This is a genomic window from Mucilaginibacter pankratovii, assembly GCF_014773265.1.
GTDB classification, from domain to species: Bacteria; Bacteroidota; Bacteroidia; order Sphingobacteriales; family Sphingobacteriaceae; genus Mucilaginibacter; species Mucilaginibacter pankratovii.
This window is the reverse complement of sequence record NZ_JACWMY010000016.1, coordinates 1-24,250: the sequence shown is the minus strand read 5'-3', so window position 1 is coordinate 24,250 and position 24,250 is coordinate 1. Positions and strand designations below refer to the sequence as shown.

Genomic DNA, 24,250 nt, shown 5'->3' with positions numbered 1-24,250 from the left:
CTCCTGAGCAATCGGGAGGGCTTTTTTTGTTTGTTATTTTACGGCGCTTTGGGTGGTTGCGGCTCTCACTGGGGGCGATATCACCATCTTCCCCGTTTGCCTGCCAAAATTCCCATTCATATCCGTCCCTTCGATGATGACGGTGTAAGTGCCCGGTTTATCTGCTGCAAAAAAGGAGAGGGATGCCCTGCCGTTTTTATCGGTAATTAAATTCGGTTCCCAGTGGATGGTTGGGCGGGGTGTAAAGGCAGCGGCACTTTTTACGTCGTATTTTGGGCGATAAAACTGCCTGGGCAAACAGAGCGGTACCGGGCGGTAAGACAAAATGTTAAACGCCGGCCGCGTAAAGATCCCGTTCCCGCTACGGGTGGTTACGGTTATAAACATGTTCATGCCCTCGGCTATCTTAATATTTTTAACATCGTCCGCGCCAATGCTTTTCATAAAATCAATAGCGGTTTGCGGGTCGGAACCTTTGCCGTCCGCCGACATGATGCTTGTGCCCTGGCCATCAACAATAATATCAGACACCATTGTCATGCCTACAACAAGCGCAGGCTGCTCATGATAAGTTGCTTTCCCGAATATACTTTCTCTATATAAATGCCCGGTTCCAAAGCCACCTACTTTGCGGGATATCAAATCGTAAAGTGTGGTTTTTCCGGCTTCTACCAATTCCTTTTCGGCAAATTCCTTTTGTACATAGCCCGAGTACTGCCCCACAATTATATTGGGTTTGCCCGCCTTTATCTTTACCTCTTTTAAAAGCCTGCCTTTTACCTCACTAATATCAATGCCATTGTAACGCGGGGGCTGGGGGCGGTTAAAGTAAGCCAGCATAGCGGTATCTTTAACATGCATATACCAGGGCATCAATCTTACACCATTGCCGGTAACGTCGGCTGGCTTAAATATATCTAAAACTATATCGGCGGTAGATGCTTTATCTTTTTTGTTATTTACCCTTAGCGTGTAACTTATCGTATCAAGCAAGGGTAAATTGTCAAATACAAATTCGCCCCTGGCGTTGCTCACGGTGTCAAATACCAGTAAACCATATTTTTTACTTATCGAGAACAGGTTCAATTTGGAATCCTTTGCAGGTTTATTAAACAGGTTTCGCAGGGTGCCGGTTAAGCGGTTATCCGGCTCGGGCTTGAATTTTGGCTGTAAGGGTACTACTTGCAGTGCTTTATCCCAATCAAAACCAGTCCAGCCTTGCGCAAGCATCAGTTCATCCAGCGCAATAGCGGTATTAATGTTATCGGATGCAAAATACCACCCCGGTGTTTCTATGTAGCCCTTAAGCTCGGATGTGAGCAGCAGCCGGCTAACAATATTATCGGCAAGCGGATCGGCCTTGATAAAAGCATCATCGGTAACCGCCACCGCGAAGCTGCCAATTACAGGCGCCCCGTTAACATCGCATACATTAACGTTTAACGCAATGCTGTCTTTTGGCTGATAGCGCGACTGCGGATCGGCAATTTCCAGGTTTAGCCGGTCGTGGTGGTCGATGAAGATGCGCCTTTCGCACAGCGGTTTATTATCGGCATCAATAACTGTGAAACCTACAATACCCGACATGAAGTTGTTTTTAGCCAGTTGTATATTGGTAAACCCACGACTGATCTTGAACGATAGCCCTAAATAGATCTCGCCGGCCGACTGTATGATGAGGCTGTAGGGTTTATTGGCTGCGGCTATCTCTGGAGTGGTCCTAATATAAACGTACAACGAATCTGGTGAAGACAGGTTATCAACCCTTAAAGCTAAACCCGAAGGTTGGGCCAAAGGAAGCGGCACCGAATGCGTAACGCCGTTTAATTCATATTTGGCGGCGTACGTTTCGCTTGCCTGCGGCATAATAAAAAAACTCCCCATCCCATTATGCACAGTGGCAAAATTGCAAACTTCCCGGCCGGTATTGCTCAATATTTTGCCGTTAACAGGCGTTCCTAAGCCATCTTCGCTAATAGCTTTAAAAGCCACACGTGAGGAAAGCCCGTTCACCAAATTGCCCCCTTCGGGCATAAACTGCAGGTCGATATCCTGTAGTTGGCCGCCCGGGTAAAAGGGGAAGCTGTATTTGTTTTTGTTGGTTTTATCGGTTATCAGCAGCGATAGCTGCCGTGTGTCTGCTTTTTTTGGGAGGATGAAATTCGCGATAATATTTCCACCATCGGATGTTAGATAGTTGTTTTTAAACAGCGTTTTTTTACCCTCTGTAAGCCTCAGTTCGATGTCCCGGTAGGGGATAACGGCATTGTTGAGATTGCTGAGTTTTAGAGCGATACTAACCTCATTGCCCTGTGGAAGTGTTTTTAAAATATGCTGCTCGCTTATCAGCCAACTACCCTGGTCCGATGGTTTGCCCACATAAAATTGCTTGCTAAAATAGGTGTCGTCGCCAAAGTTTTGCATCCAGTTGGTGTATGCCCGTACGGTGTAGGTGCCATCGTTTATCTTTTCGTTGAGCACAATATAGCCCTGCCCTAATCCAGATACCATGGGTATGGCAAAACGGTTTACTACGCTGCTGCTATCGTTTATCAATTCGATATACACTTTGCTGCTTAACCGCGATGGCGAATAAGTGGCGGCGTTGAAGAGGGATGCCTTAAACCATATGGTATCGTAAGTGGTGTAATTGGGCCTGTCGAACTGGAGGTAAAGTTTTTCTGCGGGGAAGCGCGCCCGCTGGTCTTCGGCAATACGGATAAGTTTTTTTACTGCGCCGGTATCCTGTGCTACTGCATCAAGTTTTAACGCTACTATAACCATGCAAATACAAATTTTGCATACCTGTTTAATGAGCCGTGAAGGTTTACCGCAGAACAGCATAGGCGAGGCTGATGGTTTTAGTAAATGTAGGTAATCGGGTTTGAAAATCAATACGTTGATTTTTTTAAACACAAAGTACACAGAGTAAGAAATCACAAAGGGCACAAAGAAAAATCTTTGTGCCCTTTGTGATTAGACCATTATGATCAAACCGCTATTTCAGCGCCGGGAATTTTCCCGCGTCGAAGATGCTTTTTTCTGCGGCCATTTTTTCAACGTCCTGCCAGGTGCGTGGCGCATCTACAGATAGGTTGATGCCTTTATCCTTGCCTATCTGGATATCATCTTCTATGCGTACGCCAATGTTCCACCATTTCTTATCGCATGGGCTGCCGGCAGGGATATAGATGCCCGGCTCAATAGTGATCACCATGCCGGCTTTCAAATCGCCACCGTAACCGCCTTTATCGTGCACATCCAGTCCTAAATGATGCGATACGCCATGAGGATAGTATTTGCGCAATTCCTTTTCGTCTTTTATGATGCCTAATTTTATTAAGCCTGCTGCAAGCACTTCACCGGTTTTGGTTTCCAGCTGCGCATACGGTACGCCTTCTTTACAAAGCGGGAATACAGCTTCTTGTGCATCGTAAACTAACTGGTAGATGGCTTTTTGCGCTTCGGTAAATTTGCCGTTTGCCGGGAAGGTGCGGGTAACATCGGCACTGTAGCCATGGTATTCGGCGCCAACATCCATCAGTACCAATTGGTTTTGTACCGCGGTGGCGTTGTTTTCTTCGTAGTGTAAAATACAGCCGTTGCCACCTGCGCCAACAATTGGCGGGTAGCCCTCATCTTCGGCACCGTATTTTTTTTGCACGTATAACATAATGCCTTCCAGTTCGCGCTCGCTCATTTGCGGGGTCACAGCGCGCATGGCCTCGGCATGAGCCAGGCTGCTTATCTGTACCGATTTTTTCAGGAGCACTAACTCCTCGGGTGTTTTTACACCGCGCAGCTGCATCACCGCGTCGTCGTACTGTACCATGCCGCCCATGGTGCCACCAATTTTCGCCTTAAAATCCATCAGCGTAGCCGAATCGGGCTTGGCAACCAGTTGTTGCAACAGTGCGTTGTTTTTGTAAGCCTCCTGTGTCATTTTTGGTTTCAGGTAAGCCATAATACGGTCAATATTTTTTGGATTGCTGCGTTGGGCTATCAGGCTCAGGTCGCTCATCAGGCCTTTATCCATTTCCTTTATTTCGGCTTTGGTTTTAAAGGTGTTTACCAGGTCGCTCAGGCTTCCTTTTGAAATATCCGCGCCAACATCGCCCGGGATGCCGTCATATAAAATAGTACTGAATTTTTTAAAATCGATAGGGAAGGAAGCGAACTCCGCCCCGTTGAACGCCATTTTAAAACCAAGCTGGCCTTTAGCGCCTTCTACGCCAAGGCGTTTGCCGGTCCATTGTTCCTGGGCGGCATCGCGTTTTTGTACAAATATCACTTCATTGTACGCATCGGCCCCGCTACCCTGCATATCCTTAAATACCAGCAGCATGGAGTTTGCTTCTTTATAGCCCGAGAAGTAATACAGGTCGGGGTTTTGATGGAACACGTAGTTTACGTCGTTAGAAAAAACCTCCTCGGGGAAAGCGAAGATCACCGCTACAGAATTGGCCGGCATTTTATCGCGCAGCGCCTGGCGCCTTCCGGCATGGAACTCTTTGGTAAGGTAATCGGTAGGGAGTTTCTCGGTAATTTCGGTTTGCGAAAAAACCGGTGCAGTGGCTGTGCAGGCAAGCGCCGCAACCAGCGAAAGTTTATAAAAAAATCTCATTTAGTTTTTATTGTGATGGATTGAAAAACAGGTTGAAGATAAAAAATAATAACGTTACATAAATGCTACAGATATGTATTTTTAGTGTGACAGTGTGCAATTAACAAATATCTAATCTCTATTTAACTAATCGCTAAAATTACTACCTTTGCCCAAATCCACCCAAACGATGCAAAATTTAACGCTGCTCGACGGTCAGAAATTTCAAATTACTATACAGCGTTTATGTCGTCAGTTAATTGAAAATCATAACGATTTTTCCGATTCGGTACTGATAGGCATACAGCCAAGAGGCGTTTATTTAGCCTACCGCGTTGCCGAAGAATTACGCAAGATCCTTCCCGAAAGCAATATACTACAGGGCGACTTGGATATCACCTTTTACCGCGACGATTTCCGCAGAAGGGAAACGCAGCTGGTGCCTAATCAAACTAAAATAGATTTTATTATCGAGGGTAAAAAGGTGATCATGATGGACGATGTACTGTGGACGGGCCGCACCATCCGTGCCGCTATGGACGCCATGCAGGCATTCGGCAGGCCCCAAAAAGTGGAACTGCTTACCCTGGTAGACCGCCGTTACTCCCGCCATATACCTGTAGCGCCCGATTACGTAGGCATCGAGGTAGATTCCATCGCATCACAAAAAGTAGTTGTAAGCTGGAAGGAAACGGATGGGGAAGATAGGATTGTGTTGGTATCGGAAGTGAAGGAAGAATAAAACCAGCATCATTGCGAGGAACGAAGCAATCTCCCGATGAGCAGGGCGGATTTGCAAAGCTTGGAGATTGCTTCGTGCCTCGCAATGACGGGGTGGTAAATAATAGGTACATAAATTCGAAATTGAACATTCGAAATTCGAAATAGAAAATGGCATTAAGCACACGGCATTTACTTGGTATAAAAGATCTGAACTTATCAGATATCGAACAGATATTTGAAACCGCTGATAATTTTAAGACGGTGTTGAACCGCCCGATAAAAAAAGTGCCTTCGCTACGGGATGTTACTATTGCCAATATTTTTTTCGAGAACTCTACCCGCACCCGCTTATCGTTTGAACTGGCCGAAAAAAGACTTTCTGCCGATGTGGTGAATTTTTCGGCATCCTCATCATCGGTAAGTAAAGGCGAAACACTGGTGGATACCGTGAATAACATCCTGGCCATGAAGGTTGATATGGTGGTGATGCGCCATCCATACGCGGGGGCAGGTGTGTTTTTGGCCAAACACGTAAAAGCGCAGATAGTAAACGCGGGCGACGGCGCGCACGAGCACCCTACACAAGCCCTGCTTGATGCTTTCTCTATTCGCGAGCGCTACGGCGAAGTGGCCGGTAAGAAGGTTGTTATAGTAGGCGATATTTTGCACTCACGCGTAGCGCTCTCCAATATCCTTTGCCTGAAGCAATTGGGTGCCGAGGTAATGGTTTGCGGGCCAACAACGCTGATCCCAAAATATATCCGCTCGTTGGGTGTGAAGGTAGAGCATAACCTCATCAATGCCCTCAACTGGTGCGATGTGGCCAATATGCTGCGCATCCAATTGGAGCGCCAGGATATCAAATACTTCCCATCTCAACGGGAATATACCATGCTGTACGGCTTAAATAAACAGATACTCGATTCGCTGGATAAGGAGATCACCATTATGCACCCGGGCCCTATCAACCGCGGCGTGGAGATCACCAGCGATGTAGCCGATAGCAAACAATCCATCATCCTGGACCAGGTGGAGAACGGCGTAGCCATCCGTATGGCGGTACTGTATTTGCTGGCCGGGCAGGGGGCGTAAAATTTATTCCCGTGAAAGGAAAACGTAGTTTATGAATATAGAGTTAACCATCCTTTTTTTCAAAAAGCGTTACAAAGGGTTACTTTTTTGTCTGGCACTATTTGCTGCGTTATATGCATTCGACAAGAGCAAAGACTATATGCCGCTGCTGATTGTATTCATATTGAATTATGGAAGAGAATACTATGGTTTTATGAGAATTGAAAAATTGATTAGGGCTACAGGCCAAACCGCAGAGCAGTTGGCAAATACGAGCTTCCTAAATAATTGGCAGGAAATCAGGGCAAGGGGCTTTAGGAGATATTGTTTGATAGAAGGCGGCTTGGCAAAAGGAGCAATCCTCGGGATATTTATTGGGTTTTTCTCGGAAATTGCAGGCATTACCAATAGGCTCCCGTTATTGAATAACTCATTTATACTGATTGTAGTTATGTATGGTATTGGTATAACAGTCGGCTTTGCCCTCCACAGGTCATACTGGATAGGCAACGAACGCAGGTTTAAACAACTCACCCAATTCGAACATATCATTTCTTAAAATTTTTTACTATTCTTTTCGTTGGGCACGTGCCTGCTGTTTGTGTTAAGCAGATGACGGTTGAAATATATTGATATATTTACAAGCTTAAATTTCTCAAGGGATCCCGATGAATATCTTCCTGATTGCTTTTTCTGTACTGCTGCTCTCGTTTACGCTGCTCTCTGTTATCAAACACCAGTATTGGGTGTTTAGGGTGTTCGATTATCCGCGTCTGCAGAAATTAGTATTATCTGCAGTATGTTTAGCATTGTTCCCGTTTTTCTTTAACGGCAGTACTGTTTTACTATATACTTTTTTGGCGTTGCTTTCGGCCAACATCATCTACTTGTCCTCGCAAATCATTCCGTTCACACCGCTGGGCCGTAAGCAGGTGCTAAGAGCCGATAAGGACATTCCTGAACAGTCGCTCTGCATCATGATAGCCAATGTTTTCCAATACAATACCAATTTCAAAGGCTGCCTTAAGGAGATCGCCAAATACAAACCTGATATAGTGCTATTGCTGGAGACCAATAAACGCTGGGATAACGAGACCGCCGAACTCGCCAAAGATTATCCCTACGAAGTAAAAGTTCCACTCGAAAACACCTATGGGATGCTTTTATACTCTAAACTTAAACTGGAAGATGCGCAGGTAAAATACATGGTGGAGGATGATATCCCATCCATCCATACGGTAATTGTATTGGAAAGCGGCGTTAAAGTGAGGCTGTTTGCTGTACATCCAACACCGCCGGTACCTAACGAAAACCCGCGCTCTACAGAGCGCGATAAAGAATTGTTGCTGGTTGCCGACCTGGCTAAGGCATCAGCTTTGCCGGTTATCGTAATAGGCGATCTGAATGATGTGGCCTGGAGTTATACTACAGAATTATTCCTGAAAATGAGTGGTTTGATAGATCCCCGGCGGGGCAGAGGATTTTACAATTCGTTTCATGCACATTACCCTGTCGTACGGTTTCCTTTAGATCATGCCTTTATTTCTACCGACTTTAAACTGAAGGGGATGAAACGGTTATCTAATTTTGATTCGGATCATTTTCCTATCTATATCAATTTGCAATACGAGAAAAAGGCCTCCGCACAACAGGAACCCATGACGCCGGACGCAGAGGATATTGAAGCGGCAAAAGAAAAGAAAGCAGCTGTATAGGTTGAAATATTTTGAGCAATAGCGCCCCAAATAGTTGGTGTTATCCTGCAACCCTGCGTCTTAATTCCTTACCGATGCCAACAAAGCTGCGCTGGTTCAGCGGGAACTCTAAAATTACATGGCCAAGGCTTAAGATAAATAACCAGCTCAACCCCAGCCGGTAGTGGTAAAAATATACCGCGACCGAAGCTGTCCAAATTGCGCCGATGATAACCGCTCTGGTTATGGAAATCCGGTGCCAGCCGATCATCTCTGTTTTTGTAAACCAATTGATATAATGATAGGTGTATGCAAATGCAATTACACGGGTTAAAACGATACTTCCCCTGTCGGTAAATATGTTTAACGACTGGTCGCGCAGGCTAATTTTATTCAGCCTCCCAAAATGCCCATAGTTACTTATGGCCCAAAGTGTAGGAGATGCATTAACAGAAGTAAATAAGATACAAAGCAAGGCCGGGCAAAGCAAAAAGAAAAATACGGCAACGTAGCCCGAAGTGATTCTGCTTTTTAATGCCCCGTATAATAAAAACGCCCCGGTAAACACATAAACATGAATGAGTGTGGGGATGTACACGCCAAAAATAGTTCGCCAAAAATTATTGCCGAGGAGTAAATTACCGGCGGCTATCAGCAAAATAAAAGCGAGCCCGCGTAACCGGTAGTTGTTTATTAATTGCAATATAACGGATAAACCAAAAGTATAATATATCAGTTTTACCGTAGGCATGCGGAAAATGAGACAGATAACAACTACCACCAAAATGGGTACGTAATCATACTTTTTTAAAGTGAAAAATTGCTTTCCGCTTAACCAGGAGATCTCGGTTAAGTAATGTGCGGGCCCTAATATAGCGTATGACAATAAAACCAATTCAAACGGGATAACAATAGCCAGGCACGATGCCAGCAGCATAGCCACAACGTTCAAATAATTCAATCTGTTTAACTGCGAAACCGTCATACGGGGCTTAAACTCCCAAGGTAGCAAATAATTACGCCTTTACTAAACCATCATCTTCACTACATCTACAGCGCTGCTTAACGCAGCTTCCACCGTGCCCATTGCGGCGCCCTCGTATAAGTATTCCCCGCAGAAGTAGATAGTGCCTTCAACCGGCGTGTTTAAAACTTCTCGCGCTGCGGGAGTTTCAACCGTATCGTAGGCGTAGGAGCCACGGGTAAATGGGTCGGTGCACCAGTTCATTACACGGCGGGCTATCAGCAGGTTTTTTAATTCCTCCGGGTCGCGCTTAAAAATGTTAGCTAAAGATTGCAGGCCCTGTTTGGTGATGATATCATCAGATAGTTTGGCTTTATCGGCAGCGGCGGGGCCGCCCAGCCAGCCGGTTAGCACGTTGGATTTGTCCGGAACCTGTGTCCACCAGGTAGGGATCTCTTCATCGGATAGCAGGAACTCCATTTTTTCGATGTTCCGCCCGGTTAGGTGCTCCGTTTTGTTATCCAGCCAAAATGGCCGACTAAACTCAAACAAGATCTTGATGATCCACCCGAACCCAATTTGCTGCAAAGCTTTGCTATACGAGGGGATCTCCGGACTAAAGCTCACAGCGCCCAACTCGCCTTTTTTGGCTTTCAATACGCCCAAGGGCATCGCGATTAATAGTTTAGCGGCCGTGTACTCGGTGCCGTCGTCGGTCATAACTGTCACCTTACCGGGTTCCCAACTGACGTCTTTTACAACTGCGTTCAAAAATATTTTACCTCCCCTGGCCTTAAATTCCGAAGCGAGGTAGCTGATCATGTGGCAATAGCCGCCATCTACCCGGTGCTGGGCGTCTTCCTGATCGTGCTGCCACTCGTTACGCAGGGCAAAGGCGCTGGCGTCTTTAGGGTCGGCTGTGTCGTAGCCGCTTACATATTTCCAAACACCAACGCGCAATGCTTCGTACTTGTCGCCGGGGAACTCTTTTTGGAGGAAATCATAGATGTTAATATCGTCTTTCAGTTCGTTTAACCGTTCCATAAACAGCTGCCAATCATCTATCACCATCCCGTTCTCCTCAAACTTGCCGTTTTGGTAGGTCCACATTTCGCCGGTAGCCGGGCGATAGGAGATCCCTGCCTCTTTAAGCAGGTTTAAGGTCACCGGCAGATCGCCGTGGATAAATTCCGCGCCGAGCTCGGTATGTTTAAAAAAGGATTCATCACTAAGCGTATTGATGCGCCCGCCCGTGCGGTTACGCGCCTCCAGGACAGTTACTTGCTTGCCGGCAATTGCCAAAGCACGGGCAGCCATCAGCCCGGCGGCCCCGGCACCAATAATTAAAACGGTGTTTTTCATATAGTAGGTAATGCAAGGTAAAACGAATACCTGTATTGTGCAAATGCCTCAACCTGCCCCCTCCAAAGGAGACGGTTTAAAGAACATGATTTTAAGTCTCTCCAAAGGAGAGGACTTACGTGAGGCTATTATAAATGTTTATATTATTTTTGCAGCGGTAATACAATACCCATTTATGAAGGATTATTTTAAAGTTGACGAGTGGAAGATCATCGAAGAGGGTTTCGATCCTCATTATAATAAGGTGGCCGAGAGTGTTTTAAGTTTGGGTAACGGGCGCATGGGCCAGCGCGCTAATTTTGAAGATGCCTACAGCGGCGAAAACCTGCAGGGCAATTACGTGGCCGGCGTTTACTACCCCGATAAAACCCGCGTAGGCTGGTGGAAGAATGGTTACCCCGAATATTTTGCCAAGGTGCTGAATGCGGCTAACTGGATAGGGATAGATGTTTGGATAGGCGAAGAGCAACTCGACCTGGCCAAATGCGAGGTGATCAGCTTCCGCAGGGAGTTGAATATGAAAGAAGGCTACCTAAAGCGCAGCTTTCATGCTAAAACTGCTGCCGGCAAAGAAGTAGCCGTAGAGGCTATTCGTTTTTGTAGCATGGTGGATGACGAGTGCGGTGCAATCAAATACAGCATCATCCCGGTAAATTTCACGGGTGAAATTACTATTACGCCTTTTATCGACGGTGATATAGCCAACAAAGATTCCAATTACGATGAGAAGTTTTGGGATGAAGTGCATAAAAACACTGCTGATGATATCAGTTCAATTCAGCTGCGCACAAAAAAAACAGGATTTGAAGTGCTTACCGCAATGAAATGCGTGCTTTTGCAGGGTGATGCTTCGGTTGATTATCGCTCAACCCCGATTCTGAAAGAGAAATATGTGGCTACCGAAATTAAGGTTGAAGCCAAACAGGGTGAGGTCGTTACTCTGATCAAGTACGCCACCAACCTGTCTTCGCAGAATTATAAGGCGGAGGATATGGCAGTCAGAGCAACGGAGTTACTTGCGACCATCAGCGCCAAAGGTTTTGATATCATGCTGGCCGAGCAAGCCGCCGCCTGGGCCGAAAAATGGAAGAATAATGATATCATCATCGAAGGTGATGCCAAAGCGCAACAGGGCATCCGCTTTAATATATTTCAACTTAACCAAACCTATACCGGCGAGGACGACCGCCTCAACATTGGCCCCAAAGGTTTTACCGGTGAAAAGTACGGCGGCAGCACCTATTGGGATACCGAGGCTTATTGCGTACCCTTCTACCTCGCAACAGCGGAACAGAAGGTTGCCCGTAACCTGCTACTGTACCGCTACAAACAATTAGGCAAAGCTATAGAAAATGCCAAACTGCTTGGCTTTAAAGATGGCGCCGCGCTTTACCCCATGGTTACCATGGATGGCACCGAATGCCACAACGAGTGGGAGATCACCTTTGAGGAGATCCACCGCAACGGTGCTATTGCTTTTGCCATTTACAATTATGTGCGCTATACGGGTGACGAGGCTTACCTGGACGATTACGGGCTGGAGGTTTTGATCGCTATATCGCGTTTCTGGTCGCAAAGGATCACCTGGTCGGCAGATAGGCAACAGTATGTAATGCTTGGTGTAACCGGGCCGAACGAGTACGAAAACAATGTAAACAACAACTGGTACAGCAGCACTATAGCGGTATGGTGTATGAAATATACGCTGGAAGTTATCGATAAAGTAAAGGCTTCCGATAACGCCAAATACGATGCCCTTGCCACTAAAATAGCCTTCAACGAAACAATCGAAAGCGGCCGCTTTGCAGATATCATTGCCAAAATGTATTTCCCGCAGGATGAAAAGCTGGGGATCTACTTGCAGCAGGACGGCTACCTGGATAAGGAACAACTTTTGGTGACCGACCTCCCCGCCACGGAGCGCCCGCTGGTGCAAAAATGGAGCTGGGACAGGATCCTCCGTTCGGTTTTCATCAAGCAGGCCGATGTTTTGCAGGGCCTGTATTTTTTTGAAGAAGATTACGACCTGGAGACCATTCGCCGCAATTATGATTTTTATGAGCCGCGTACGGTTCACGAGTCGTCGCTCTCGCCCTGCGTACACGCCATATTAGCCGCTAAGCTGGGCGATGTGGAGCGCGCCTATCAGTTTTACCTCCGCACATCGAGGTTGGATATAGACGATTATAACAACGATACAGAGGACGGCTGCCACATCACTTCGATGGCCGGTACGTGGATGTCGGTAGTGGAAGGTTTTGGTGGCATGCGGGTAAAGGATGGGATGTTGTCGTTCAATCCGTTGCTGCCAGAGGAATGGGGGGCGCTTTCGTTTCAGATCGGTTTCCGGGGGAGTTTGCTGAATATCAGGATTGCAAAGGAAGGCACCACGGTGAAGAATTTATCTGATACAGCGATAACTGTAATACTTAAGGGAGCCAGCCAATTTGTTGAAGCGAAAAATGAAGTTTTTGTAAAGGCTTAATCTCTCATCCTGATATAGATATCAATAAGGCAATTCCTAAAAGTATTGTGGGGAGCCAAAGTGCAAACGAATATTTACCGACTGCGCTCGTGAAATTGCTAAGTGGAGGCCCCTGGTAACTGAACATTGATACTCCGAAAAAGAGCATGGCTATTCCTGACAATAACATAAAAATGCTTATGATCAGGAGAGAATGCTTTTTCATTTAGTGCTAAGTTAGAATTTAAATACAATCATCAGTAAAGTCGTTAATCATACATGCAATCATCCACCCCCGATCATAAATTAATCATTTACCAGTTGCTTCCACGCCTCTTTGGCAATACCCAAACCATAAATAAAGTTTATGGTTCTATTGAAGAGAACGGCTGCGGTAAATTCAACGATATTACCGATAAGGCGCTTACCGAAATAGGTAAGATGGGTTTTAGTCACGTTTGGTACACGGGCGTAATAGAGCACGCCACCATGACGGATTACACCGCCTACGGCATCAAAACCGACGACCCCGACGTAGTAAAGGGCCGCGCAGGTTCGCCCTATGCTATTAAGGACTATTACGATGTAGCGCCCGACCTGGCCGTAGATGTGAATAACCGCATCAACGAGTTCCAGGATCTGGTGACCCGCACGCACTTCAACGGATTGAAGGTTATTATTGATTTTGTGCCGAACCATGTGGCGCGTACTTATGCCTCGGATAACCGCCCGCAGGCCGTGCGCGACTTTGGCGAGGACGATGATAGCTCTAAAGATTTTACCTCGGAGAACGACTTTTATTATATCCCCGGGCAGCATTTTAAAGTACCGGCGGGCTACAACCCCGGCGGCGATGAATTTGTCTCTCCACTAAAAGACGGGCATTTTGAAGAGTACCCGGCTAAAGCGACCGGTAACGATGTATTTAGCCCAGCGCCGTCGATAAACGATTGGTTCGAGACCATCAAATTGAACTACGGCGTGTACTACCTCGATGGGCACAAAATCTATTTTGGCCACGTGCCGCCGCTATGGTATAAAATGCACCATATCCTCACCTATTGGGCCGAAATGGGGGTAGATGGTTTCCGCTGCGATATGATAGAGATGGTGCCTGTAGAGTTTTGGGCATGGATCATCCCGAAGCTGAAAGTTACACACCCCGAGCTCATTTTCATCGGAGAAGCCTACGATAAAAATCAGTATTACAACTATATCCACAACGGCGGGTTCGATTACCTGTACGATAAGGTGGGGTTGTACGATGCCATCCGCAAGCTTACCTGTAATGATGAATGGTCGTCTACCTGGGAGATCAACGCCGTGTGGAACACCCATTGTAAGGGTATCGACCAGCACATGATCCGTTTTATGGAAAACCACGATGAGCAGCGGATAGCCAGCAGGTTTTTCGCGGGCGATGCCTGGTATGCCATACCCGGGATGATCGTGAGCGCCACGCTGGCCACCGGCCCGGTGATGATATACAGCGGACAGGAGGTGGGCGAGCCGGCCATAGGCGCACAAGGTTTTAGCGGCGACGATGGCCGAACCACCATATTTGATTACTGGGGTGTGCCCGAACATCAAAAGTGGGTAAATAATACCCGGTTTGATGGGGTACAATTATCGCAACAGCAAAAAGAGCTACGCGGCTTTTATAGCGATTTGCTTAATACCGTAAAAAACAACGAAGCGCTGCGAATTGGTGAGTTTTATGAACTGATGATAGCCAATGAGCACCAGCCCGGCTTCGATACCAAATTGTACATTTACCTGCGGTATACTGATACACAGCGGGTTTTGGTGCTGGTGAATTTTAGCCGTACGGAAAAAACCATCCGCCTAAAAATCCCGGGAGACCTGCTAAACCAATTTAACTTGAACGGAAATACCGGGTTTACGGATCTGCTAACAAAAACGGTCTTTAAAACAGACGATATTGCGTCGGGAGTGGATATTAATATAAAATCTACAAGCGGATTGTTGTTGAATTTTTAAAATCGTATTGTCGATTCTACACTTTGGCTTAATTATGGCTTGAATATTCAGTAATAAATCGTTTATTAGCTGATAAGAATGTTAGCTGATGTAATGTGTACACTTTGTTTAAGTAATAATTAACAAAGCCCATTGAATTTTTAAGTTTTATGAAAGAAAATGTACCTGACCCGAACCCCGAACTACTAACGGCCAGATTACTCGTTGCAGAGGAAAATATGATCGTGGATGATGAGGAGTTCCACCACTTAAATAACCCCGCTGATGGTATAAAACCCATCGTGAAAAAATACCTGGGTGTACCCAACCATGCCGAGCAAAAAGGAAATAAATTCTTTTTTACCGATGGAGATGCAAGCGTAGAGGTTACCATTGTTACTAAAGAGATCATCCGCATACGCCTTGCCCCGCACAGTGTTTTTTTGGATGAATTTAGCTACGCCGTACCCGAATTGCCCACCAAGGCGGTTGCCTTTAACCTGAGCGAGACCGACCTGGAGTTTAAAGTATCTACCGAGGCTGTTAACTGCCATATCCGTAAACAGGATTTCTTTATCTCGTTTTCAGACAGCAAGGGCATCACTACCAGCAGCGATGCCGCGCCGATGCACTGGGAAGAAAACGTAAAATTCGGCGGTTATTACGTGTTTTGCACCAAAACCTGCGCGCCCGAAGAGAGCTTTTTCGGGCTGGGCGATAAGGCAACAGAGTTTAACCTGCGTGGCAAGCGCTTAAAAAACTGGAACACAGATGCCTATTCCTACGGCTGGAACCAGGACCCGCTTTACCGCTCTATCCCTTTTTATATCAGTGTGAACGATGGCATTGCCAGCGGGATCTTCTTCGATAATACGTTTAAGGCACACTTCGATTTTGGCGGAGAAGACCCGACTAAAACCAGTTTTTGGGCCGATGGGGGCGAACTGCAATACTATTACATCCACGGCCCGCACATGATGGACGTGGTAAAGAATTACCATATCCTAACCGGGACACACCCTATGCCGCCGCTTTGGGCGCTGGGTTACCACCAATGCCGCTGGAGCTACTATCCGGAAAATAAAGTAAGAGTTATCGCGAACGGTTTCCGTCAGAATAAGATTCCTTGTGATGGGATCTACCTGGATATTGATTACATGGATGGCTACCGTTGCTTTACCTGGAACAAAAAATACTTCCCCGATCCGCGTAAGATGATAGAGGACCTGGCCGCCAATGGCTTTAAAACGGTTGTTATTATCGATCCAGGGATCCGCGTGGATGATAATTACTCGGTATTTAAAGAAGGAAAAGAGAACAGGTATTTCTGTCGCCGAAGCGATGATTACTTTATGGAGGGCCATGTATGGCCGGGCCGCTGCCAGTTCCCCGATTTTACTAACCCTGAGGTACGTACCTGGTGGGGTGGTTTGTTTGATGAACTGGTAGACCTTGGCGTAGCCGGCGTGTGGAATGATATGAACGAGCCTGCCGTATTTGGCTCAGGTACCTTCCCGGATGATGTGCGCCACCAGTACGATGGTTTCCGCGGAAGTCACCGTAAGGCACACAACGTATATGGCATGCAAATGGTACGTGCTACGTACGAAGGCCTGCGCAAGCAATTGAAAAATAAGCGCCCGTTCACCATTACCCGTGCGGGTTATGCAGGGGTACAGCGCTATTCGTCGGTTTGGACGGGAGATAACGTTGCTTCATGGGAACACCTTAAAATTGGTAACGTGCAGCTGCAGCGTTTATCGGTATCTGGTATTTCTTTCTGCGGAACAGATATCGGCGGTTTCAGCGGCGAGCCGGATGGCGAACTGTTTACCCGCTGGATCCAGATGGGCACTTTCTCGCCCTTTATGCGTGCGCACTCTGCCGGTGATACCAAAGAGCGCGAGCCATGGAGTTTTGGCGAGCCCTTCACCAGCATTAATCGTAAATTTATTGAGTTACGCTATAAATTATTGCCATACCTATACTCCGCATTCTGGGAGCATCACCGGTACGGTTTCCCTATATTAAGGCCCGTGGTAATGCACGAGCAGGAAACCGTTGCCAACCACTTCAGGCAGGACGAGTTTACTTATGGTGATAAGATATTGATCTGCCCTGTACTGGAACCCGGCCAAACAAGCCGCATGGTGTATCTGCCAAAGGGCAAGTGGTACCACTTCTGGAGCCTGGAAATGGTAGAAGGCGGGCAGGAAGTACACGTGGCTACGCCGTTGGATACTATGCCGATCTTTGTAAAGGCAGGTTCGGTAATACCCGAATACCCGGTGATGCAGTACACCAGCGAGAAACCGATAGAAGAGGTGAAACTGAATATCTACTACAGCGATTACGAGGTAAACTCCTTCCTGTTTGAAGATTATGGCGAAACTTTTGCCTACGAGCAGGATATTTACCTGGAGAAAAAATTCATCGTAAAAGGTACTGCCAAAACCATGAGCATTAAACAAAGCATGGAAGGCTTGTACACACCGCGTTACGAAGGTTACCATATCAAAATAAACGGCCTGCCGTTTAAGCCATCAAAAATTATAGCCGATGGCAAGGAGATCAAAGAAGTATCGGTAAACCCCGATAAAACCTACGAGTTTAAGTTTAGTAAAAACTTTAAGCAGATAGAAATATTGAAATAGCAAAGGCCCCGAAAGGGGCCTTTTATGTATAAAGTGACGGGCGTTTTAATGATAATCACGTCATCCTGAACTTGTTTCAGGACCCCACAGGACAGGTAGCCGCTCTGCTTATCCACCTTGGAGATGTGTGCTGAAAAAAATTTAGATGATGGGGTTGTTTAAGCCGGGGTCTGAATGTTCTGAGTCGCAACAATTTCGCAACTTTCAACAACCAACCTATTAAAATATCCGCCATATTTAAAAAAAAAGAAATGCTCAGGAAAATCCTATCAGTTATCGCAGGCTACTTAGTTTTTGCCATCAGTTCGGTTTTGTTGTTCACGTTAACAGGGCATCATCCGCACCAGGATGCGCCATTCAATTTTCAACTAATAACGATTGCTTATGGTGTTTTCTTCTCCATCCTGGCAGGCGCCGTAGTACAACTCATCGCGAAGCAAAAGAGCCTTACTTTAAATTACATTTTGGCTTTTGTGATGTTTGCGTTGGCGGGTACTTCTATGGCATTATCCGGCGGCAGTCATTGGACGCAGCTCTTTGCTATGTTTGTTTTTGCGCCGGTATCTATTGTTGGTGGGTACATAGCAAATAGGGGTGCGGTTAGTAAATAAACATCACGAATAACATCTCTGCGCCTCTCTGCGTCAACTCAGCGCCCTCTGCGGTTAAAATGAACCCTCTTTTTTGTTTTATATAAACAACTCCTGCTATTGTATGTTCAATAATTATATATTTGAACAACAGGAATTATCCCTGCAACCAACTAACCTAAGCGCTTGCGGCGCTCCCTTACTATGGCGAAGAAAAAAGAAATTACCGGTGCCGAATTATCCGAATCGAAACCCATAAAAGCAGCTAAACCAAAAGCAGCAAAGAAAACCGAAGCTGCCAAGTTATCCCCGGAAGCTGAAGAGCCTGTGGTGAAAAAGCCAAAGGCAGCAGCAAAAAAAACAACCGAACCCGCTGAAAAGCCTGCTAAGAAACCGGCTTCCAAAACTAATATGGAAACCATCATCAATGCTACTACAAATACCGAAATAAAAGCAGTAGAAGTCTACAGCCGCTTCACCGATTTTGATATCGACCTGTTTAAAGGCGGCAAGCACTTTAAGTTGTACGAAAAATTTGGCTCGCATGTGCTGGAATATAAGGGCGTGGTAGGTACTTACTTTGCTGTATGGGCGCCAAATGCGCAATATATATCTGTTATTGGTAATTTTAACGGCTGGAACCGCGGTTCGCACCAGTTAAATTACCGCTGGGATGCTTCGGGTATCTGGGAAGGCTGGATCCCCAATGTAGGCAACGGCGAAACCTATAAATATTTCATCAAATCGCACAACGGTGCCGAACTGGAAAAAAGCGACCCCTTCGCCCTGCGCTGGGAACTGCCTCCGCATACCGCATCAATAGTAGCGGATACTTTTTACGAATGGAAGGACCAGGATTGGATGGCCAACCGCTACCAGTACACCGCTTTAGATAAGCCATATTCGGTTTACGAGATGCACATCGGTTCCTGGGCACGCAGTCCGGAGAGCCCCGATGAGTTTCTTTCGTACCGCCAACTGGCCGAAAAACTGGTGCCTTATGTAAAAGAAATGGGCTTTACGCATGTAGAGTTTATGCCGATAATGGAACACCCGTATTATCCAAGCTGGGGTTACCAGATCACCGGCTTCTTCGCTGCATCCTGCCGTTACGGTACCCCGCAGGACCTCATGTACCTGGTAGAACAATTCCACGCTAATGGCATTGGGGTGATATTGGATTGGGTACCATCGCACTTCCCCGGCGATGCGCACGGCTTATATAACTTTGACGGCACGCACCTTTACGAGCACGAAGACCTGCGCAAAGGCTTTCACCCGGATTGGAAATCATATATATTTAATTACGGCCGTAACGAGGTGCGCGCATTTTTAATAAGCAATGCCCTGTTTTGGCTGGAGCGTTACCATATTGATGGTTTGCGTGTAGATGCTGTCGCATCTATGCTCTACCTTGATTACTCGCGTAAGCATGGCGAGTGGGAGCCAAACGTTTTTGGCGGCAACGAGAATTTGGAAGCCATATCTTTCCTCAAGGAATTTAATACAGCCGTTTACAGTAATTTCCCGGATGTGCAAACCATTGCGGAGGAATCTACTTCGTTCAGTGGTGTTAGTCGCCCGGTTTATACCGGCGGCCTGGGCTTTGGAATGAAATGGATGATGGGTTGGATGCACGATACGCTTGATTACTTTGAGCATGACCCGATACACCGCAAATACCATCAAAACCAGCTAACGTTTAGCATGGTATACGCCTTTACCGAAAACTTTATGCTGCCTTTCTCGCACGATGAGGTAGTTTATGGCAAAGGCAGTATGCTTACCAAAATGCCGGGCGACGATTGGCAGAAATTTGCCAACCTGCGCCTGATGTACAGCTTTATGTATACCCATCCCGGTACCAAATTACTGTTTATGGGTGCCGAGTTCGGCCAGGTAGGCGAATGGAGCTTTGAGCGTTCTTTAGACTGGCACCTGCTGGAGCATACCAGCCACCAGGGTATCAAAGAAACGGTGAAAGCGATCAATAATTTATACAAATCTGAACCCGCCCTTTACGAAAAAGCGTTTGACTGGACGGGCTTTGAGTGGATAGATGCCAGCAACATGGCCGATTCGGTGATCGTTTACATCCGTAAGGGTGTAGACCCCGCTAACGACGTGGTTGTGGTATTGAATATGACCCCCGTTCCGCACCAAAACTACCGTATTGGCGTACCCGCGGCAGGCGAGTGGCAGGAAGTGTTCAACTCCGACCAGCAACAATACTGGGGCAGCGGCATGATCAACTACAACCCGATAAAAACCGACCATGAGGCATGGCATGGCAAAGAAAACTCGATGCAGGTAACCGCGCCACCGTTAGGCGCAGCCATTTTTAAACGGCTAACTAAAACAAAATAAGCAACAGGCATGAAGTTCTTTTATTTGTACCTCATAGGCGGGATAGTTGCACTGATATTGCTCACCTATCAATTGATAGTTACCTATCCGGATATTAAATACAGCGGCGCTTTGTTTTATATCATCCCAACGGTGCTGCTGTTTTACATGGCTAATAAAACTTATCACGTAAAAAAGGATAAGGAGTTGATGTAGGACACTCTTCCCTCAATGGTGGTGTCCTCACCACCATTACAACAACAACAGATATTTTACTTACAAATGGCGGTACCCTCACCGCCATTTTTTAATTTTATACCATGCCTGTTTTAACCGCTCCCGAAAAAAATGTGATCACCAATTATCCTTTGGCAAACGACGACGGGTCTCCGGCTATGATACAGGTCCGCCGGTCCGACGGGGTTGAAGCTATAATTGATCCCGGTTTCTTGATGCCGCATCGTAAGGACTATTATTTGTTTGCTTTTGTAGAGCAGGGGAACAGCCGCCATTGGATAGATGATATACCTTACACCGTAAAGCCCGGCCACTTTTATTTTACCATACCGCAGCAGGTTCACCTGAAAGAGGAGATCTGCCCCATGCAGGGTTGGGTAGCCTACTTTACCGAGGAATTTTTATTGCTGGAGGAGAACAGGATGTTGCGGCAACTGCCCATTATCCAAAACCCCGCAGGTGCACACGAGCTTGTTTTATCCGCAGAAGATACCGCTTACCTTAAAGATGTAATGCATAAAATGCATGCAGAGTATAATACCGCAGGCAGCTGGCACAACCAGATGCTCACTTCGTGGCTGCGGGTGCTGGTGATATACCTCAGCAGGCTTTATAACGAGCAATTTGGCGAAAGCTGTAAAATAACCAAGGGGCAATGCCTGCTCAAAAGCTTTCAGCAACTCATTAGCGAGCACCATACCCATCAGCATGATGTTGCCGCGTATGCTAATCTGCTGAACCTTACGCCGGGCTATTTTAACGATGTAATAAAACAGCAAAGCGGCAAAACAGCTATCAGCCATATTCATAACCGGTTGGTGGTAGAGGCCAAGCGCCGTTTATTACATACCGAACTATCGGTAAAGCAAATTGCTGATGAGCTTGGTTTTGAGGATGCTGCGTACTTCAACCGCTTCTTTAAACGCCTTACCGAAGCCACCCCAATGGCCTATCGCCAGCAAATCCGTGAAATGTACAGTTAATGCCCTGCTATGTGCAGCGATGGTACGATTAATGCTCAATAGCTTTGTATCATGAAAAAACAAACCGTATTAATTACCGGCGCCAATAAAGGTATTGGGCTGGAAACTGCCCGCCAACTGGCAACAGCCGGTTACCACATCTATCTGGGCGCCCGCGATGAGGAAAGGGGCAGCAAAGCCGTTGCCGAATTACATGCCGAGGGCTTAACCGATGTGGAATTTATCCAATTGGAAGTAACAAGCGAAGAATCTGCCCAAACTGCGTATAGCGAACTTGCCGGTCGTATAGATCATCTTGATGTGCTGATAAACAATGCGGGTATTCCCGGCAGCTTTCCGCAGCCTGCATTAAATACTCCCGATCAGATCTTCAGAGATGTATTTGAGGTGAACGTAATAGGCGTAGCGCGTATGGTACGCATTTTTGTGCCCCTGATGCAAAACGCACCTAACCCGCGCATTGTAAATGTAACATCAGACCTCGGCTCGTTAACTTTACACAGCGACCCAACGTGGAGGCACTACGAGGTTAAAACGGCTGCTTACGGGCCGTCGAAAAGTGCTTTAAACAACTACACTGTTGCTTTAGCTCACGAATTAAAAAATAAATTCAAAGTAAACGCTGTAAACCCCGGCTATACCAAAACCGACTTTAACGGCAACCAGGGTTACAAAAGCGTAGAAGACGGCGCTGCACCTATTGTAAAATTTGCTATGATAGACAAAGATGGCCCAACAGGCGGCTATTTTAGCGATTATGGCGTTACCCCATGGTAAACCATATAAAAAAGGAAAAGCGAAGCGTCACCGTTTCGCTTTTCCTTTATCCTCAGTTCCTGAAATTCTGTGTGATCATTAACCCGTAGATGCCACCATCTAAAATGCCAATCCCAAGCCTGCCATAAGCCGGGTTTAGGATATTGGCGCGATGGCCCGGCGAATTCATTAAGCCGGTATGCGCTACGGCGAGGGTTTGCGCCAATGCGATATTTTCACCGGCGGTTAAAAAAACGATTTTCCCTTTTTTCATCCTCGCGAACGGATCTGCACCCTCTGGTGTATAGTGCGAAAAATAACTCCGCGCAAACATATCCACCGAATGCTTGCGGGCAACAACTGTCATTTCCGGGTCGGCTTTTAGTGGTTTTAAACCGCGTTCTGTTCGTTCCTTATTTACCAGTATCAGCATTTCAGCCTCCAGGTCGGTACGTACTGTTGGGTCCTTTACCTTAAATGGCAGTTTTATAAATTCGTCATGACCGGCTTCGGCATGCTTTTTTGGGAGGGTGCTGTTTAATGCCTCGCTAAACACGGGGGATAAAGAATCGTCGAGCCAGCTGATCCGCTCCACAAGGCGGCTTGCCAGGGCGCTCTCCCGGGTTTGTTTAGAGAGACCGGTGGTAAAGGGCACCAATAACAGGATGCCCGATAACAAAATGGCCCAAATCAAGCCATTCGCGATGCCTGGAATAGCGCCAAGTAATTTATTTACAGGGTTGTTATGCGCCCGACCGGGGATGCGGTCTAACAGCCAGGTAATAATAACATCAAAAATAAGTTTCCCCAACAATACGCCTATCATAAATGAGAGAGGCGGCAGCCAAAAACCCGCAAAGGGCATCAGATCGTGCAGAAAACTGGCAAGGGGCCGGTAGGCCAAAAACCCCGCAGCCAAACTACCCACCCAGGATAATAAAGAAAGAGATGACAATATAAAGCCCTGCTTAACACTCGCCCAAATACAAAGCAATATGATGATGATCAGCAACAGGTCGATGTAGTTCATTGGTTTTTCTGCAGGGATATTTTCTAAAAATAGCGGTTCTTTTTAATTTTTGAAATGGGGCAGGTAGGAATTTTTAGGGGAGTTGTTTGCGGTAGGGTATCACCATTGAGGAGAGGTACGGATAAACCGGAATTTAGTGTTGATCTATATCCACTCCCGGTATGGGCATCCCAATATCCAGCTTATAAAACCGTATGCTTAGCATCGCCACAAAAAGATTTGGAATAACCATCAGTAAAATATTCCCCAGGGAATAATCTACGGCGCTGCGGACGATATGGAGGTATGCATAAAATAGGGGAACCGAAAAGAAGAAGGTAGAAACCGTGATCTGAGACTTTTTATTGTAAACGCCGGGTGCAGACCGTACGGCCTTGTAAATGGCGAAGGGTAGTACTACGGTGATGATGCCGGTGAGCGCGGCAATATCAAAAAAATCGATATTGGCGGAAAACCCCCAGTTGTCGGGCTTTATTACGAAAACTAACGCCATAAATGTGTACAAGATAATAAGGCTTAGTAAGGGTGATGCAACTAATGTGGTAAGGCCCACTTTTAAGGAATAGGTTAGTGTTTTTTTGAGATGCATATAAGTAAAAATAGAAACCTAATTTATTAAAAAATATAGTATCGTTTATTAATATCAACAAACTCCTGATAATAGGCGTCGGTGAGGACACCATAGCCGTTAACTTAAGGGAATTTGGAAAGTTATTTTCAGAATGTCATTCAGACGGGGCTTCGCCTTTGGGCAAAACCACTTAGATTTTCCCATATTTGTATAGTTTTATTT

Annotated in this window: 18 protein-coding genes; 12 read left to right on the top strand and 6 right to left on the bottom strand. The window is 46.4% G+C overall.

The window, feature by feature from the left end; all coding sequences use genetic code 11:
• Window positions 1-33: 33 nt before the first annotated feature.
• Window positions 34-2,784: a hypothetical protein gene (locus tag IDJ77_RS24670; RefSeq protein WP_191191661.1), complete on the bottom strand. Its 2,751-nt coding sequence runs from the start codon at window positions 2,782-2,784 to the stop codon at window positions 34-36.
• A 214-nt stretch (window positions 2,785-2,998) separates the two neighbouring features.
• The gene (locus tag IDJ77_RS24665; protein WP_191191660.1) at window positions 2,999-4,624 is read right to left on the bottom strand and encodes an aminopeptidase P family protein; all 1,626 of its coding nucleotides are present in this window, start codon (window positions 4,622-4,624) and stop codon (window positions 2,999-3,001) included.
• A 169-nt stretch (window positions 4,625-4,793) separates the two neighbouring features.
• Between IDJ77_RS24665 and pyrR the strand changes: the two genes are divergently transcribed.
• From pyrR to IDJ77_RS24645, 4 genes are all read left to right on the top strand, one after another.
• Complete coding sequence (gene pyrR / locus IDJ77_RS24660; protein WP_191191659.1) at window positions 4,794-5,345, top strand: bifunctional pyr operon transcriptional regulator/uracil phosphoribosyltransferase PyrR; 552 nt, start codon at window positions 4,794-4,796, stop codon at window positions 5,343-5,345.
• A 149-nt stretch (window positions 5,346-5,494) separates the two neighbouring features.
• Window positions 5,495-6,418 carry an aspartate carbamoyltransferase catalytic subunit gene (locus IDJ77_RS24655; protein WP_191191658.1) on the top strand — a complete coding sequence of 308 codons (924 nt, stop codon included), beginning with the start codon at window positions 5,495-5,497 and terminating at the stop codon, window positions 6,416-6,418.
• Window positions 6,419-6,449: 31 nt separating this feature from the next.
• Window positions 6,450-6,956, top strand: a complete 507-nt coding sequence (locus IDJ77_RS24650; RefSeq protein WP_191191657.1) for a hypothetical protein — start codon at window positions 6,450-6,452, stop codon at window positions 6,954-6,956.
• Between the two features lie 109 nt (window positions 6,957-7,065).
• Entirely contained in the window at window positions 7,066-8,112 is a 1,047-nt protein-coding gene (locus IDJ77_RS24645) for an endonuclease/exonuclease/phosphatase family protein (protein ID WP_191191656.1), read from the top strand.
• 40 nt (window positions 8,113-8,152) lie between these two features.
• Here IDJ77_RS24645 and IDJ77_RS24640 read toward each other — a convergent pair whose 3' ends face one another.
• The gene (locus tag IDJ77_RS24640) at window positions 8,153-9,076 is read right to left on the bottom strand and encodes a hypothetical protein (protein WP_191191655.1); all 924 of its coding nucleotides are present in this window, start codon (window positions 9,074-9,076) and stop codon (window positions 8,153-8,155) included.
• Between the two features lie 42 nt (window positions 9,077-9,118).
• Window positions 9,119-10,417 carry a flavin monoamine oxidase family protein gene (locus IDJ77_RS24635; RefSeq protein WP_191191654.1) on the bottom strand — a complete coding sequence of 433 codons (1,299 nt, stop codon included), beginning with the start codon at window positions 10,415-10,417 and terminating at the stop codon, window positions 9,119-9,121.
• Window positions 10,418-10,592: 175 nt separating this feature from the next.
• On the opposite strand from IDJ77_RS24635, the gene IDJ77_RS24630 reads away from it, so the two are divergent.
• From IDJ77_RS24630 to IDJ77_RS24595, 8 genes are all read left to right on the top strand, one after another.
• Window positions 10,593-12,902 carry a glycoside hydrolase family 65 protein gene (locus IDJ77_RS24630; RefSeq protein WP_191191653.1) on the top strand — a complete coding sequence of 770 codons (2,310 nt, stop codon included), beginning with the start codon at window positions 10,593-10,595 and terminating at the stop codon, window positions 12,900-12,902.
• A gap of 258 nt (window positions 12,903-13,160) precedes the next feature.
• Window positions 13,161-14,882: an alpha-amylase family glycosyl hydrolase gene (locus tag IDJ77_RS24625; protein WP_191191652.1), complete on the top strand. Its 1,722-nt coding sequence runs from the start codon at window positions 13,161-13,163 to the stop codon at window positions 14,880-14,882.
• Window positions 14,883-15,100: 218 nt separating this feature from the next.
• On the top strand, window positions 15,101-17,515 hold the full coding sequence (locus IDJ77_RS24620) for a glycoside hydrolase family 31 protein (protein ID WP_224751233.1): 2,415 nt from the start codon (window positions 15,101-15,103) through the stop codon (window positions 17,513-17,515).
• Window positions 17,516-17,766: 251 nt separating this feature from the next.
• Complete coding sequence (locus IDJ77_RS24615) at window positions 17,767-18,126, top strand: hypothetical protein (RefSeq protein WP_191191650.1); 360 nt, start codon at window positions 17,767-17,769, stop codon at window positions 18,124-18,126.
• 390 nt (window positions 18,127-18,516) lie between these two features.
• The gene (gene glgB, locus IDJ77_RS24610) at window positions 18,517-20,472 is read left to right on the top strand and encodes a 1,4-alpha-glucan branching protein GlgB (protein ID WP_224751232.1); all 1,956 of its coding nucleotides are present in this window, start codon (window positions 18,517-18,519) and stop codon (window positions 20,470-20,472) included.
• 9 nt (window positions 20,473-20,481) lie between these two features.
• Window positions 20,482-20,667 (top strand): hypothetical protein, encoded by a 186-nt coding sequence (locus IDJ77_RS24605; protein ID WP_191191648.1) that lies wholly within the window; start codon window positions 20,482-20,484, stop codon window positions 20,665-20,667.
• A gap of 104 nt (window positions 20,668-20,771) precedes the next feature.
• Window positions 20,772-21,671 carry a helix-turn-helix domain-containing protein gene (locus IDJ77_RS24600; RefSeq protein ID WP_191191647.1) on the top strand — a complete coding sequence of 300 codons (900 nt, stop codon included), beginning with the start codon at window positions 20,772-20,774 and terminating at the stop codon, window positions 21,669-21,671.
• 51 nt (window positions 21,672-21,722) lie between these two features.
• On the top strand, window positions 21,723-22,448 hold the full coding sequence (locus IDJ77_RS24595) for an SDR family oxidoreductase (RefSeq protein ID WP_191191646.1): 726 nt from the start codon (window positions 21,723-21,725) through the stop codon (window positions 22,446-22,448).
• 52 nt (window positions 22,449-22,500) lie between these two features.
• Here the strand turns inward: IDJ77_RS24595 and IDJ77_RS24590 are convergent, their stop codons facing one another.
• Window positions 22,501-23,457, bottom strand: a complete 957-nt coding sequence (locus tag IDJ77_RS24590) for a CvpA family protein (protein ID WP_191191645.1) — start codon at window positions 23,455-23,457, stop codon at window positions 22,501-22,503.
• 133 nt (window positions 23,458-23,590) lie between these two features.
• On the bottom strand, window positions 23,591-24,046 hold the full coding sequence (locus IDJ77_RS24585) for a hypothetical protein (protein WP_191191644.1): 456 nt from the start codon (window positions 24,044-24,046) through the stop codon (window positions 23,591-23,593).
• Between the last annotated feature and the right edge of the window lie 204 nt (window positions 24,047-24,250).